Below are 15155 nucleotides of genomic sequence, written 5' to 3'. Positions count from 1 at the left end.
AGGTAGTTCTTCACGGGGGTCCTTGGATTCCAGATGCCGGTAGGGGAAGGTTCACCCTCTGCCGCTGAACCGGACGGACCCCGGCGGCTACAAAGTTATGCGCGCGACAAGAAGCCCGAGCGGCCGGAAAGCGGCCGAGGGCTCATAAATCGCTGCTGAATGCGCATGAGACCATGGTGCCCCTGCCGGGCCGGATCGGCAAACCGGGCCGGATCCGCAGACCGGGCCGGATCCGCAGACCGGGCCGGATCCGCAAACCGGACGGGGTTGCGGCCACTGACTTGCGGTGCGCAGCGGCGTAAACCCCCGGCCAGCCGCGGGAAGTTGCTGGATTTAGTTCGTCCAGACGGCGCCAGAACCCGGCGCGGAGGGCCTTTCGGATGTCCTGAAGATCGGTCGTGGCTTCCCCGATCTTGGCTGCGCAGTCCGGGGCTGCGATTCCGGAAACGTGCCACAAGATCCAGGCCGAGCTTAGGTTCACGCCTTTTTGTTCACCGTTATGGGACATTCGCCCCATCCGGTCTTTGACGCCAGGCAGCAGCTCGATCCGTTTGTGTTCCCCGGACAAGCGGCCCGCGGCAGGGACCTGCGCCTGCGCGAACCATAGAATTACACGGTGAACGAAACAGCGGCGAACGAATCAGCAGTGAACGAATCAGCAGAGAACGGAACCGCGGAGCGCCGAGCGGCAGCGGGCGAAACTGCCGTGTACTTCACCTCCGGCAACACCCCAGATACGCCCCGGAGCGACCTGCCTGACCTGCTGACCGCACTCGCCACGGACCTGCGCAACATCGAATACACGGTCGACGGAGTCTCCCGGCTTCTGGGGGAATCAGCGTACGCCGCCCTCAGCCGGGACCAGCTCATCCCGGCCCTGATCGTCACAGGGGCCGCTGCCAAGGGTGAGAGGGTACCGGCGGCGCTCGCCGCCGTCGTCCGTCTGTGGCTGCTGGCCGTGCCACAGCCTGCGGAAGTGCTCGACGCCGCCCTGCCGGGCATCGGCTCCGAGGGGCTCCTGACGCTGGGGCTGGTTGAACCCACGACGACGGACGGTCCTGCGGTGGGGGCTCTGGTCCAGGCCAAGGTGGACCTGCGGCCGTATGGCTGGCTGCCGACCGAAGCGGAGGACCCGGCCGCCGGGGCGGAACAAGCCGCCGGTCAGGCCCCGGACAACGGCGCCGAGCTGTGGGTCGCCAGCGACCTGGCCGCACATCAGCAGCCGGGCGTTCTCCGCCATGACCACGTGCTGGGAATCGGGCAGGCATCCACCACGCTGGTGCAGACCACCATCCGCCGCCACGTGGCCAAGGCCCTCGACCTGGGCACCGGCTGCGGCATCCAGGCCTTCCACCTCCTGCGCCACGCGGAGCATGTCACGGTCACGGATATCTCCCCGCGAGCCCTGGCCTTCACCCGCTTCAACCTGCTGCTCAACGCCGGAGAACTGCACATCGACCCCGCTAATTTGGAAAGCCGTGTAAGCCTGCGGCTGGGCTCGCTGCTGGAACCGGTGGCCGGCGAGGAGTTCGACCTCGTGGTCAGCAACCCACCCTTCGTCATCACTCCAAGAAGTGCTGACGAGGCGTCCACGGATCAGTTCACTTACCGCGACGGCGGACTCCCGGGCGACGACATTGTGGCGTCCCTGGTGCTGACGCTGCCGGGGATCCTTGCCCCGGGCGGAACGGCCCAGCTGCTCGGAAACTGGGAAATCACCTCCGGCGGGCTTTGGGATGCCCGTCCCAGGACCTGGGTGGAGGCTTCCCGTAGTGGAACAAGCGCGGCGGTTGACGCGTGGTTCATCCAGCGTGAACAGCTGAGCCCTGAGCTGTACGCCGAGACATGGCTGCGGGACGCCTCTGAAACCCGCGACCGCCAGCACTACCAGGAGTCCTACTCCAACTACCTCGACGATTTCGCCTCCCGGGATGTGGCCGGAATCGGCTTCGGCATGATCTGGCTGCGGCGCCCGGCCGATGCCGCCGCCCAGCCGTCCATCACACGGTTCGAAGAAATCACCTACCCCATCGAGCAGCCCATCGGCCCGTGCCTGGGCGCCGCCGTCGAACGGTCCGACTGGCTCGCCGGCAACGATCTGGCGAACACGCACCTGCTCGTGGCCGAGGATGTCACTGAGGAACGCCATCAGCGCCCCGGTGCCGAGCACCCCGGCGTCATCCTGTTGCGCCAAGGCGCCGGACTGCGCCGCACCAATCTGCTCAGCACCGAGCTGGCGGGTTTCGTGTCAGCATGCGACGGCGACCTGTCCGTCCGCCAGATTATTGGGGCGCTAGAAGCGCTGCTGGGCGGGGGAGACGGGTTCGACGGCGATGCCTTCCGCGCAGGGCTCCTTCAAGAGGTGTACCACCTGGTCCAGGACGGTTTCCTGCTCCCCGCCTGAGCTGCGGCGGGGCCGCGGATGGTCTGCCGACCCGGTAGAGTCGGCCGGCTCAACGTCGGTCCCCCCGAAGCGCTTCGATACGGTCACGGCGATGGCCAGGGAAACCACCGCACCGGTTCCGCCCACCAGCAGGAACGCGGACCGCACCGGCAACAGCGCCCCCAGCAGTCCGCCCAGCATGAGCGCCGCCAGGGAGATGGCCCGCATAAGGCCGCCGATCATGGCCATGGCCTGGCCGCGGCCTTCCTCCGGCATCCGCATGATCACAATGGCCCCGAAGCACGCATTGAGAACCCCGCAACTGACTCCCATGGCGGTGTAGGCGATGAACATCTGGGCGACGGTGGGCACCAAGGCCATGGCGCCGAGAATGACCGACGTGAGAGCCATGGCCACCAGGAGCAATCGCAGCCGCAGCCGCGGTGTTCTGATCAAACCCGCCAAAGCGGCGCCGCTTGCCATTCCCAAGGCAAAGGCAGCGACCAGCAGGCCGTATTGGGTCTCGCTGGCGCCCATTTCCCCCCGGACAAGGAAGACCTCGAGCACGTTGGTGGCCTCGCCCACGGCAATGAAAAACAGCGCTCCCAGCACCAGCGACCAGACCAGGCGGTCTTTCCGGAGGAGCCAGAGGCCCTCCAGCAAGGCAGGGGTATTCCGGCCAAGCCGTTCGGCCACCGTGCCACGCCGCGTCCGGATGAGGAGGGCGCCCACCCCCATGGCGACGTAGCAGCTGCTGGCCACGATGAAGACCAGCCCCGAACCTCCCCAGCCGCTCAGCAGTCCGCCCGCCGCCGGCCCAGCCATTCCCGCAATCATGACGGTGGCCTGCATGGTTCCCACCGCCCGCGGTGTGCGGGCTTCCCCCACGATCCGGGGGAGGAGCGCCTGCCAAACTGGGGCAGCCACGGCCTGGGCGGCGTCAAGGACAAAGGTCAGGGCAAAGAGTGCCGGGATGTAGTTCTCCAGGAACTGCATGCTCAGCCCCATAGCCGCCACAGCGGCGGCGCTCACGGCGGAAGCCGCCGTCGCGAGCGTCCTCGAATCCCTTGTGTCCGCCAGCCGCCCGGCCCAGGGCGCCAGGATCACCAGCGGCAAAGCCGAGCACAGCAAGTAACCCGCCACCAGCCAGGACCCGGGGAGGAACGCCGTCCCGGAGGCTGCTGTGCTTTGAAGGTGAAGCATCACGCTGACCACGACCGCGCCCATGCCTGCGGCCGCCATAAAGCGCGCGACCCCGGCCAGCAGGAAGTCGCGGTTTCGCCACAGCGGAGCAACATCGTTAAAATTCGCCGGACGTTGCCCAGCAGTGTTCCCCATGGTCGCGAAAATACTCGTTTGCGATCATCAATGTCAAGCATTTCTTTCAGAGTTTGCGGATGCTCGATAGACTTAATGCGTGAGCGCCGATACACCCCCGGCCGGGCCGGCTTCCCAGGCTGCCGCCAGTGGGAGGGGGCGGCCGGAGAAGAAAGTGGAGATCACCGATCCCAAAGCCATCCGTGCGCTCGCCCACGGTGCCCGCCTTGAGGTCATTTCGGAGCTTTATTCCACCCAGCTCAGCCGCACCGCCACCGAACTGGCCGCCCAGACCGGACTTACTCCCAGCGCCATGAGCTACCACCTGCGGGCACTGCGGAAATGGGGCATCGTGGAGCCTGCGGCTCCTTCCGGGGATGCCCGGGAGCGCCGATGGAAGGCCGCCGGCACTGATTTCACCATCAACTCAGGCGGGGGAGTGGCGAGCCCCGAGCTGGCCGTCCTGGACCTTGAGATCGAGGCCTTCCGCCGGCGCGTCAGTGCGTATGCTGCAGTCCGCGACCGGCGGTTGAAGAACGGGGAAGTGGCGGAAGCTGCGTCGGTGGTGGTGTTGTCCAGCACCCTGCTGTACCTGACCCCCGCGCAGCGGACCGAACTGCGGGAGAGAATCTTCGCGCTGCTGAAGGAATATGAGCTGGAAGATCCCACCCAGGTCCCTGAGGGCGCGGAGCGCATCGCCACTCTGTGGTCCATGATTCCGGATGACCGTCCCGGTGCGGGGCCGCCCAAGGGCTGAGCGCCGCCGTCGCCCGGTAATCCGGTGGGATTACTGCCTGGTAGGTTACGTTCCGACCGTGCCGTGGAACGACTCCGTTTTTCCCGTGAATGCGCATCGTTCTCCAAAATATGGTGAACTAGGCGGGTATGGGCGCATCTGCCCGAGCAACCTTTTTCTGTAGGAGCACCGTGCCAAGCAAGGCCCAAACCGGCAAGAAACTCGTAATCGTAGAGTCTCCCGCCAAGAGCAAGACCATCGCCAAGTACCTTGGCGAGGGCTTCATTGTTGAGGCCTCCATTGGTCACATCCGAGACCTGCCCCAGCCCTCGGAGCTCCCCGCAGAACTGAAAAAGACCTCAGTGGGCAAGTTCGCCGTCGACATCGACAACGACTTCAAGCCGTATTACGTGGTGTCTCCGGACAAGAAGAAAAAGGTCGCCGAACTCAAGGCACAACTCAAAGACGCTGACGCTCTCTATCTCGCAACCGATGGGGACCGCGAAGGCGAGGCCATCGCGTGGCACCTGCTGGAAGTGCTCAAGCCCAAGGTTCCGGTCTACCGCATGACGTTCGGTGAGATCACCAACGAAGCCATCCACCGCGCCATGGACAACCTGCGCGATGTGGACCAGGACCTGGTGGACGCTCAGGAAACCCGCCGCGTACTGGACCGGCTCTATGGCTACGAGATCTCCCCCGTGTTGTGGCGCAAGGTGGCGCGCGGCCTGTCCGCAGGCCGTGTGCAGTCCGTGGTGACCCGCATGGTGGTGGACCGGGAACGTGAGCGCATGGCGTTCAAGGCCGCTTCCTACTGGGACCTGACCGGTCAGTTCGGCGCTGATTCCGGCGCTGCTTCCTTCAAAGCCAAACTTGTTGCCGTGGACGGCGCCAAGGTGGCCAGTGGCCGTGACTTCAACGACAACGGCGAGCTCACATCGCGCAGCGTCGTACACCTCAACGAGGAACTCGCAACGTCCCTCGCCGCCGGTCTGCAGAGCGCCGACTTCCGTGTCCGCTCCGTCGACACCAAGCCGTACACCCGCCGTCCGGCCGCGCCGTTCACCACCTCCACCCTGCAGCAGGAGGCCGGGCGGAAGCTGCGCTTCACCTCCAAGAGCACCATGCAGGTGGCCCAGCGTCTCTACGAAAACGGCTACATCACGTATATGCGAACGGACTCGTCCGCGCTGAGCAACGAGGCCGTCACGGCCGCGCGGCGCCAGGCGTCCGAGCTGTATGGCCCGGAGTTCGTGCCGGCGTCCCCGCGCGTCTACAGCGGCAAGGCCGCGAACGCGCAGGAAGCCCACGAGGCCATCCGCCCCGCCGGGGACTCCTTCCGCACGCCGGCCCAGGTTGCCAAGCAGCTTTCCGGCGACGAATTCCGGCTGTACGAGCTGATCTGGAAGCGCACCGTCGCCTCGCAGATGGCCGATGCCAAGGGCTCCACTGCCACCATCCGGCTCGGCGCCGTCACTGTAGGCGGCGCGGCTGATCGTCGGGATGCGGAATTCTCCGCCTCCGGCACCGTCATCACCTTCCCCGGCTTCCTCGCCGCCTACGAAGAAGGCAAAGATGAAAGCCGCGGCGACGACGACTCCGAGGAAGCACGCCGGCTGCCCAATGTGGCAAAGGACGACGCGCTCACCGCCTCGGATATCGTCGCCGTCGGACACGAGACCTCCCCGCCGCCCCGCTACACCGAAGCTTCGCTGACCGCCGAGCTGGAAAAGAGGGGCATCGGGCGCCCGTCCACCTATGCCTCCACCATCTCCACCATCCAGGACCGCGGTTACGTCCGGAAGCAGGGTTCTGCGCTGGTCCCGAGCTGGATCGCGTTCTCGGTGATCCGCCTGTTGGAGCAGCACTTCCACGATTATGTGGACTATGAGTTCACGGCCGACATGGAAGCGGACCTCGATAAGATCGCCAACGGCCAAGCGGAGGGACCCGCCTGGCTCAAGCACTTCTACTTCGGCGAGGATTCCGAGCCAGGCCTGCTGAGCATCGTCAACAACCTCGGCGAGATCGACGCCCGCGAAATCAACTCCATTCCGATCACCGACGGCATCACCCTCCGGGTCGGGAAGTTCGGCCCGTACCTCGAAAGCTCGGTTCCCACCGTGGATCCGAAGACCGGGGAAGTGGTGGAATCCGCCCGCGCCAACGTCCCCGAGGACCTGGCCCCGGATGAGCTCACCGCCGCCAAGGCGGTTGAACTGATGGAGACTGCTGCCCCCGAAGAGCGTGTGCTTGGCACGGACCCGCACACCGGGCACACCGTGGTGGCCAAGAACGGCCGCTACGGCGCCTACGTCACCGAGATCATTCCCGAAATGACCGAGGAACAGCTCGCCAACCAGCCGGTGGAGTACTACAAGAACGGCAAGCTGAAGCCGCCGAAGAAGCCCGTCAAGGCCAAGCCGCGCACCGGCTCGCTGTTCGCGTCCATGAGCGTGGACACGATCACCCTGGATCAGGCCCTGCAGCTAATGAGCCTGCCCCGTGTGCTCGGCCAGGACGCCGACGGCAACCCGATCACGGTGCAGAACGGCCGCTTCGGCCCGTACCTGAAGAAGGGCACGGACTCCCGCTCCATCGGCTCGGAGGAGGAAATCTTCACGATCACCCTCGAGCAGGCGCTGGAGATCTACTCGCAGCCCAAGCAGCGCGGGGCCCGCGCGGCGGTTCCGCCGCTGGCCGAATTCGGGCCGGACCCGGTCTCGGAGAAGAACATCGTGGTGAAGGAAGGCCGCTTCGGCCCGTACATCACGGACGGCATCACCAACATCACCGTGCCGCGGGACACCGCGCTGGAGGAGCTGACCCGGGAACGCGCCGTCGAACTCCTCGCGGACAAGCGGGCCAAGGGCCCCGTCAAGCGCACCAGCACGGCCCGCAAGGCTCCGGCGCGGAAGGCCGCAGCCAAGAAGTAGGGGGGTCCGCCGGAATCGCCGGAAGCGTGCGGGATCGCAGGGGTTTTGCGGCGACTTCGCAGGTTTCCGGCGATTTCGCGTTTGCAGACCCCGGCCCAACGTGATCGAGTAGGAACATGACTGAACAGCCTGCACCCATGGATATCCAGCCCCTGAACGATCTCGAAGAGAAGCTCGCCAAGGGTGAGCAGCCGGATGCGAACCCGGTGGACGTGATCCTCTCGTTCCTCAACAACGAGGTGTACATCGTCAGCTCCGATGCCCTCGAAGGCGAGGACTCCCAGGTTGAGCCGCTGGTGCTGTCCAACGCCGAAGGCAAGCCCGTCCTCGCCGTGTTCTCGCATCCGAGCCGCGTCGATGAGCAGTTCCTTGCGGCGGCGCCGAACGTGCTGGGCACCCAGGGCGCCGCGATCATCGGCAACCTCGGTGAGGAGCTCGGCATGGTGATCAACCCCGGCAGCACGTTCGGCTTTGAAATCGATCCTGAGGGCGTTGCCAACATCAGGCGCGACTTCAAGCCCGCCGATCAGCCCGATGACGAGACCCGTGGAGGGACGGACGAAGCCCCGGGGCAAGAGTCCGTCCAGTAACCGCCACCGTCCCTGTCACCGGTAGCAAGCCGCCGTCGCATTTGCGCCGGCGGCTTGCTATCGGTGAATAATGGCAGCATGCGGCTAGGCGTTCTCGACATCGGGTCAAACACTGTCCACCTTCTCCTGGTTGATGCGCACCCCGGCGCGCGGCCGGTGCCTTTCGCCTCCCACAAGCGCCCGCTTTCCCTGGTCCAGTTCCTTGATGCGGACGGCAACATTAACGACGCCGGCCAGCATGAGCTGATCGAGTTCGTCCTCGAAGCATGGGAGTTCGCGGCCAAGCACAAAGCCGAGGATCTCCTGGCGTTCTGTACGTCGGCCATCCGCGAGGCCACGAACGGGCCGGCCGTGCTGGCGCGGGTCAAGCACGAGACCACCGTGACCCTTCAAGAGCTCACGGGCAGCGAAGAGGCGTCCATGACCTTCTTCGCGGTGCGCCGCTGGTACGGCTGGGGCGCCGGGCCTGTCCTGGACCTGGACATTGGCGGCGGCTCATTCGAGATGGCTTTCGGCCAGGATGAACTCCCCGAGCTTGCCCTGTCCGTCCCTCTCGGGGCCAGCCGGCTCACCCGTGACTGGCTGCACGAGGATCCGCCCACGGCGAAGAGCGTCAAGGAGCTCCGACGCTACATCCGTGCCACGCTCAAGCCTGCCGTTCGCCGCTTCGACAAGCTGGGCAAGGCGAACCTGGTGGCAGGAACGTCCAAGACCTTCCGGTCCCTGGCGCGGATTGCAGGGGCTGCTCCCAGCGCCGCCGGACCTTATGTCAAACGGGAACTGTTCGCCACCGACCTGGGCTTGTGGGCGCAGCGGATTTCCGCCATGGGGGTGGAGGACCGGCTGCATCTGCCTGGGGTCTCCGAGGCTCGCGCACCCCAGCTACTCGCGGGTGCCTTGGTGGCCGAGGCCGCTTTGGAGCTCTTCGAGTTCCCGAGCATGGAAATCTGCCCCTGGGCCTTGCGTGAGGGGCTGATCCTCCGCCGCCTGGACCAGCTGGTCTTCGATGGACCATTGGAGCTCGCCTCCCACGTTGGGCAGCCGCCGCCCCCGCCGCCGCAGGCGGTGGCCCCCGGATCGCGGCTGGCTGGCGCATCAGGCGGGCGGCCCGGCTGAGATGAGTGCCGACGTCGAGCTTTCCCCGGCTGAGAGCCGTGCCATTCCGGTGGCTCTCTCCAGCGCGTCCGTCTATCCCTTGAAAGTCCACGATGCTTTCGCAGTGGCTCAGGACCTGGGTTTCGACGGCGTGGAGGTGATGGTCACCAACAATGCCACCAGCCAGAGCCCTCATTCGCTCCTGGAGCTCAGCCACCGGTACAGGCAGCCGATCGTCTCGATCCATGCGCCCACCCTGCTGCTGACCCAGAAAGTTTGGGGAGCTGCGTGGAACAAGATCGAAATGTCCTGCCGGATGGCCAGGGAGGTGGGCTGCGACACCGTGGTGGTCCATCCTCCGTTCCGCTGGCAGGGAACCTACGCTCAAAACTTCGCCGCCGGCGTGCGCCAACTCGCCGACATGTACCAGGTGCGGATCGCCGTGGAAAACATGTACCCGTGGCGCGTCCGGGGCCGGGAAACGGTTGCGTACCTGCCGCACTGGGACCCCTTGGGCCAGGATTACGACGACGTCACCTGGGACTTCTCGCACGCCGCCACCGCGGGGGCCAACAGCCTCGACGCCATCACATCGCTGGGCAGCAAGCTCCGCCACGTCCACCTCGCGGACGGCTCGGGATCCGGCAGGGATGAACACCTCATTCCCGGCCGGGGCAACCAAGGGTGTGCGGAAGCGCTGCAGTACCTCGCGGGGAGCGGCTTCGAGGGGATTGTGGTGGCCGAGATCTCCACGCGGCGGGCCAGGTTCGCCGGGGAGCGGGAGCAATGGCTCGACGAGACCCTGCGGTTCGCCCGGCAACACCTGGCCCAGCCGCTCGTAGACGCACCGGGGCACCGGCCCGGGCTGGCTCAATCCTAAGGAGGAACCACAATGTCGCAGTATCTGCTCAGCATTTATCAGCCGGACGGTCCTGCCCCGGCGCCGGAGGTCCTGGAACCGATCATGCGGGACCTTGACACCCTGAACAAGGAGATGAAGACCGCGGGTGCCTGGGTTTTTGCTGCGGGACTCCAACCGGCCGGGACCGCCACCGTGCTCAGGGCACAGGGGGACGAAGTGCTCGTCACGGACGGCCCCTTCACTGAGGGCAAGGAGCACCTTGGGGGTTTCACCATCATTGATGTGGAGGACCTCGAGGCCGCGCTGGGCTGGGCCCGCGAAATGGCCAAGGTGATCACCCTGCCCATCGAAGTGCGTCCCTTCCGGGATTAGCCCGAGCGGGCAAACGCCGGACGGTTTGGCCAGGAGGAAATTGGGGGAACCCTCCTGCCACCGTCCGGCGCTGCGCCAGTTCCGGAGAACCGGCTTTCATCACTCGCACCTATGAGGCACTTTCCAAGCTACAGACGGATTGTGGGAAAGCCCGGGGACCTGCCTGTGTGAAGGCTGGCAACGGCGGCCGCCCCGGGAAGCGCGGCCGGTTAAGGGCTGATTGAAGTCAGTTAAAGCGAAGGCACCGGCGGCCCGTGCAGGAAAATGGGGGAAAACCTGCGCAGAACACCGGTGCCAGGCAAACATCCCCATGCTTGCCTCATCACTCGCACCCTCAATGAGGTAGTTACTACGCTATGACGGCACTATGTGTGCCAGCCTCGGCCAACATGGGAGCCGGCTGTGAATCGCGGCCGCCCGGACCGCGGGCACCGGGCAGGCCACCCGGCGAACCACCCGGCCATGAGTCGCCAACGGTCCGGTCCGCGACACGGACTGCAACTACTCCCACCGAACTGCCATGATGGATCAATGAGCAAACGAATCGCCTTCCTGGGCTGTGGATCCATGAACGAGGCCATCATGAGCGGGCTGATCGAGGCGGGGGCGGATCCGGCGGACATCGTTGCCACCGTCCGCCGGGCCGAACGTGCCGCGGAGTTGGCCCAACGGCACCATGGAGTCACCGCAATCGCGGGCGAGGAAGAGCCGGATAACAACAACGAGGCGGCCCTCGGCGCCGACGTCGTGATTCTGGGCGTTAAGCCCGTGGGTATCGCCGATCTGGCGCGGGAAATCAGCGGCTCACTGGCCCCGGCAACCATCGTCATCAGCGTTGCGGCGGCAGTGTCGATCGCGCAGCTGGAGGCCGCACTGCCTGCCGGTCAGCCGGTGATCCGCACCATGCCCAACACGCCCGCCAAGCTCGGTCGCGGCGTGGTCTCCGTTTCGCCCGGCACCAACTGCTCTGCCGAGCAGTTGCAGCTGGCCAAAGACCTCCTCAAGGGCGCGGGAACCGTCGTCGAGGTTCCGGAAGAGCAGGTGGATGCGGTGTCCGCCATCAGTGGCTCAGGGCCCGCCTACGCCTTTTACCTGGCGGAGGCGATGGCGGCCGCCGGAGTCGAACTTGGCCTGGATCCGGACCTGTCGCTCCTGCTGGCCCGGGAAACCGTGGCGGGCGCCGGATTCATGCTCGCCGAGCCCGGGGCGGACCCCACGGCGCTACGCAAGGCCGTGACCAGCCCGAACGGCACCACGGAGCGTGCCATCGCAACGTTTGATGAGCGCGGCATGCCCGCGATCATTGCAGCCGGCGCGCGCGCTGCGGCCGAGCGTGCCGCGGAGATCACGCGGCAGCTCGCCTGAGGGGCGCCAGCTTCCGTGGGTGCGCCTACCTCCGAGGGGCGCCTACGGGCGGGCGGCGAACCGTTCCAGCAGATCCACGTGACCCGAAACAATGAGCATGTCCCGTGAGGACACCTTGGTTTCCGGCCGCGCGTAGGTGAAGTCCTCGCCGGGGGATTTGACGCCCACGATGGTCACGCCGTACTTGGAACGGACCTTGGACTCGTCCAGGGTGAAGCCCACGGTTTCGCGCGGGGGATACATCTTGACGATGGCGAAGTCGTCGTCGAACTCAATGAAGTCAAGCATGCGGCCGGACACCAGGTGCGCTGCCCGGACGCCGGCGTCGGCCTCGGGGTAGATCACGTGGTTGGCGCCGATCCTGGTGAGGATCTTGCCGTGCGACGGCGTGATGGCCTTGACCCAGAGGTGCTCAATCCCGAGGTCCACCAGGTTCACGGTGATCAGCACCGAGGACTCGATGGACGTTCCCACCCCCACCACGGCGGAGCTGAACTCCTGGGCGCCGAGCTGACGCAGGGCGTCGATGTTGGTGGCGTCCGCCTCCACGACGTGCGTCAGCGTACCGGCCCACTTCTGCACAAGATTGCGGTCGCGTTCGATCGCCAGCACTTCGCGGCCCTGCTTGACGAGCTGCTCTGCAGTGGACGCGCCAAAGCGGCCCAGCCCAATCACCAGTACGGGTGCGTTATGGGCGGGGCGGTTGACGGCGCCAGACGAACTAGCCAATGATCGGCCTTTCTTCGGGGTAGTGATACAACTGGCTGCGCTGGCGCAAGGCCAGGGCAGCGGCGAGGGTTACGGTGCCGACGCGGCCGGCGAACATGAGGATTGACAGGATGTAAACACCCGACGGCGGCAGTTCCGAGCTGAGATTGGTGCTCAGGCCCACCGTGCCAAATGCCGAGATGGTCTCGAAGAGCACCCGGTCCAGGGAAGCGCCGCTGATCTGCAGCAGCAGGAACGCCGAAACGGACACCAGGGTTGCTCCAGCCACGATCACAGAGATGGCCACACGCATTGTTCCCTCGGGAATGGTGCGACCGTAGATCTTCACATCGGCGTCGCCCCTGGCCTCGGCAACGATGGCGAGGAACATCACCGCGATGGTGGTCACCTTGATGCCGCCCGCGGTGGATGCCGAACCGCCGCCGGCAAACATCAGCGCATCGGTCAGCAACATGGTTGTTGGTTCCATATGATTCTGTTCCACCAGGTTGAAACCGCCGGAACGGGTCATGATGGAGGCGAACAGCGAATGTGTGACCTTGTCGCCGAGGTTCATGTGGCCGATGGTCCGGACGTTGTCCCACTCCATCAGGCCCCAGAGAAGGGTTCCTGCCACCAGCAGGATCAGCGAAACCTGGATGGTGAGCTTGGTGTGCAGGTTCCATTTTTTCCAGTTGAGCCCGTTCTGCTGCAGGACCATCACCACCGGGAAGCCGAGGCTGCCCAGGAAGACGCCAATCATGAGCGGAATCAGGATCCATAGATCCGTCTGGTAGGGGACGATTCCGTCCGAATGCGGGGTGAAACCGGCATTGTTGAACGCCGAAATGGCATAGAACACTCCGTGCCAGATGGACTGACCGAAGCTCTCTCCGAGTGCAAGGAACCGGGGGACCAGAGTCAGGGCGAGGGCTCCCTCGATCACCACCGAGGTGGTGATGACAATTCGGAGGAGGGTACCCACCTCGCCCAGTCGTCCGGCGTTGTTCATTGCTTCCTGGGCAATCAGCTTGCCGCGGACGCCCAGCTTCTTGCTGACCATAAGAGCCAGCAGGGAAGCCAGTGTCAGGGTGCCCAGGCCGCCCACGAAGATGCCCACCAGGATCACAAGTTGGCCGAAGAAGGACCAGTGAACGGCGGTGGAAACCACCGTCAGGCCAGTGACGCACACAGCGGATACCGCGGTGAAGAGGGCCTGATGCAACGGGGTGAAGTCGCCCGTGGCCGAGGATGCCGGAAGCGACAGCAGGGTGGTGAAAACCACAATGACCACGCCGAACGCGGACAGCGCCAGACGAGCCGGTGAAGTGTTGGCGATGTTGTCGATGAAATCGCGCAAGCCCGTGAAGATCCACAGGCCTTCCCGCTCAATTTTTCCGGGCTGCCAGTTGGCCGGGTTCGTGGACCTGGACTGGCTCTGCGTCATGTGTGGCTTTTCCTCGGTTGAAACTACTTCCTCCAGTAGTAAACCACTAAAACCGCCGGATGACCGGCGGTGGGCCCGCCGTGCTCGGGTAGCCTGTCCTTGATGACATTCCTGCCCGGACTCGACCAGCCCGCACTGCCAACGACGGTGGTGTGGGACATGGCCATGACCGCTTATAACTTCGGCCACGGGCATCCGATGGCACCGGAGCGCATGGAGCTGACTGCCAGGTTGGCCGGCAGCCTTGGCCTGCTGGACCTCGCACATGTCACCGTGGCGGCTCCCGAGGTGGCCCACGACAACGAACTTTGCGCCGTCCACAGCCCGGAATTTGTGGCGGCTGTCCGCCGTGTCAGCGCGAATCCGGACATGCCGGACCTGAAGCGCGGCCTGGGAACGGAGGATGATCCGGCGTTCGCCGGCATGCACGAGGCCAGCGCCCGCATCGCCGGCGGCTCCCTGCTGGCCGCCGCCGGAATCCTTGACGGCAGCGCGGTCCGGGCGGTGAATTTCGGCGGCGGCATGCACCACGCCGCACGCGAAAAAGCCAGCGGCTTCTGCATCTATAACGACGCCGCGCTGGCCATCCAGAAGCTGCTCGACGGCGGGGTGCAGCGAGTGGCGTATATCGACGTCGACGCCCATCACGGGGACGGGACGCAGAGCATCTTTTGGGACGACCCCCGTGTGCTGACCATTTCGCTGCATGAGAGCGGCCTGACGTTGTTCCCGGGCACGGGGTTTGCCAATGAGATTGGCGGACCGAATGCCCAGGGCAGCGCCGTGAACGTGGCGCTGCCGGCCGGCACCGGCGACGCGGGGTGGCTGCGGGCCTTCCACGCGGTAGTGCCGCAACTCGTGGGGGCCTTCGAGCCCGAGGTGATCGTGAGCCAGCACGGCTGCGACTCCCACCGGCTCGATCCGCTCACGCACCTGAACATCAGTGTGGACGGTCAGCGGGAGGCGGCCACCGCCGTCGGAAACATGGCTGCACGCTATTGCGAGAACCGGTGGATCGCCACGGGAGGCGGGGGCTACAACGTGGTAAGCGTGGTGCCCCGGTCCTGGAGCCATCTGATCGCGATCGCCGCCAGCCGGCCCGTACCGCTGCGGACCCCCGTGCCGGAGGACTGGCGGACGTACGTGAAGGAGAAATACGGAGCCAGGTACGGTGTGCCGGCCCCGAAGTTCATGGGTGATGACGTGGACCTGTGGTGGCGTTCATGGGAAGTCGGGTTTGACCCCAACGACGATGTGGACCGCACCGTCATGGCCACGCGCAAGGAAGTGTTCCCGCTGTACGGGCTTGACCCATGGTTCGACTAGCATCGGGCATTTACGCCG

General features: G+C 65.6%; 12 protein-coding genes. 9 read left to right on the top strand and 3 right to left on the bottom strand.

All coding sequences use genetic code 11. From position 1 onward, the window contains the following. Positions 1–706 precede the first annotated feature (706 nt). Positions 707–2404 (top strand): DUF7059 domain-containing protein, encoded by a 1698-nt coding sequence (locus tag ACP4XC_RS19685; RefSeq protein WP_427175172.1) that lies wholly within the window; start codon positions 707–709, stop codon positions 2402–2404. Here ACP4XC_RS19685 and ACP4XC_RS19680 read toward each other — a convergent pair. Further along, positions 2294–3721, bottom strand: coding sequence for an MFS transporter (locus ACP4XC_RS19680; protein ID WP_427172387.1), 1428 nt, complete (start codon positions 3719–3721; stop codon positions 2294–2296). The two genes, ACP4XC_RS19685 and ACP4XC_RS19680, sit on opposite strands and share 111 nt — an antisense overlap. A gap of 79 nt (positions 3722–3800) precedes the next feature. Between ACP4XC_RS19680 and ACP4XC_RS19675 the strand changes: the two genes are divergently transcribed. The 7 genes from ACP4XC_RS19675 (at position 3801) to proC (ending at position 11656) form a co-directional block, all read left to right on the top strand. After that, complete coding sequence (locus ACP4XC_RS19675) at positions 3801–4457, top strand: ArsR/SmtB family transcription factor (RefSeq protein WP_427172386.1); 657 nt, start codon at positions 3801–3803, stop codon at positions 4455–4457. Between the two features lie 170 nt (positions 4458–4627). Continuing rightward, complete coding sequence (topA, locus tag ACP4XC_RS19670) at positions 4628–7372, top strand: type I DNA topoisomerase (protein WP_427172385.1); 2745 nt, start codon at positions 4628–4630, stop codon at positions 7370–7372. 116 nt (positions 7373–7488) lie between these two features. After that, a complete protein-coding gene (locus tag ACP4XC_RS19665; protein WP_427172384.1) occupies positions 7489–7962 on the top strand; it encodes an SseB family protein in 474 nt (157 codons plus the stop codon). A 78-nt stretch (positions 7963–8040) separates the two neighbouring features. Beyond that, entirely contained in the window at positions 8041–9078 is a 1038-nt protein-coding gene (locus ACP4XC_RS19660; RefSeq protein ID WP_427172382.1) for a Ppx/GppA phosphatase family protein, read from the top strand. Position 9079: 1 nt separating this feature from the next. Continuing rightward, entirely contained in the window at positions 9080–9937 is an 858-nt protein-coding gene (locus ACP4XC_RS19655) for a sugar phosphate isomerase/epimerase family protein (protein WP_427172381.1), read from the top strand. A 12-nt stretch (positions 9938–9949) separates the two neighbouring features. Beyond that, a complete protein-coding gene (locus ACP4XC_RS19650) occupies positions 9950–10291 on the top strand; it encodes a YciI family protein (RefSeq protein ID WP_427172380.1) in 342 nt (113 codons plus the stop codon). Positions 10292–10822: 531 nt separating this feature from the next. Further along, complete coding sequence (gene proC, locus ACP4XC_RS19645; protein WP_427172378.1) at positions 10823–11656, top strand: pyrroline-5-carboxylate reductase; 834 nt, start codon at positions 10823–10825, stop codon at positions 11654–11656. A gap of 42 nt (positions 11657–11698) precedes the next feature. Here the strand turns inward: proC and ACP4XC_RS19640 are convergent, their stop codons facing one another. Together ACP4XC_RS19640 and ACP4XC_RS19635 are read right to left on the bottom strand one after the other, a co-directional pair. Next, positions 11699–12385 (bottom strand): potassium channel family protein, encoded by a 687-nt coding sequence (locus ACP4XC_RS19640; RefSeq protein WP_427172377.1) that lies wholly within the window; start codon positions 12383–12385, stop codon positions 11699–11701. Then, positions 12378–13811 (bottom strand): TrkH family potassium uptake protein, encoded by a 1434-nt coding sequence (locus ACP4XC_RS19635; RefSeq protein ID WP_427172376.1) that lies wholly within the window; start codon positions 13809–13811, stop codon positions 12378–12380. Before ACP4XC_RS19635 ends, ACP4XC_RS19640 begins: the two co-directional genes overlap by 8 nt. Positions 13812–13913: 102 nt before the next feature. Here ACP4XC_RS19635 and ACP4XC_RS19630 point away from each other — a divergent pair, with 102 nt between their 5' ends. Next, positions 13914–15137, top strand: coding sequence for an acetoin utilization protein AcuC (locus tag ACP4XC_RS19630; protein ID WP_427172375.1), 1224 nt, complete (start codon positions 13914–13916; stop codon positions 15135–15137). Positions 15138–15155: the final 18 nt, after the last annotated feature.

The sequence above is a fragment of the Arthrobacter sp. 92 genome, from assembly GCF_050260325.1.
Lineage (GTDB): Bacteria > Actinomycetota > Actinomycetes > Actinomycetales > Micrococcaceae > Arthrobacter.
The sequence above is the reverse complement of the archived record's forward strand: the minus strand, read 5'-3'. Positions and strand labels throughout refer to the sequence as shown.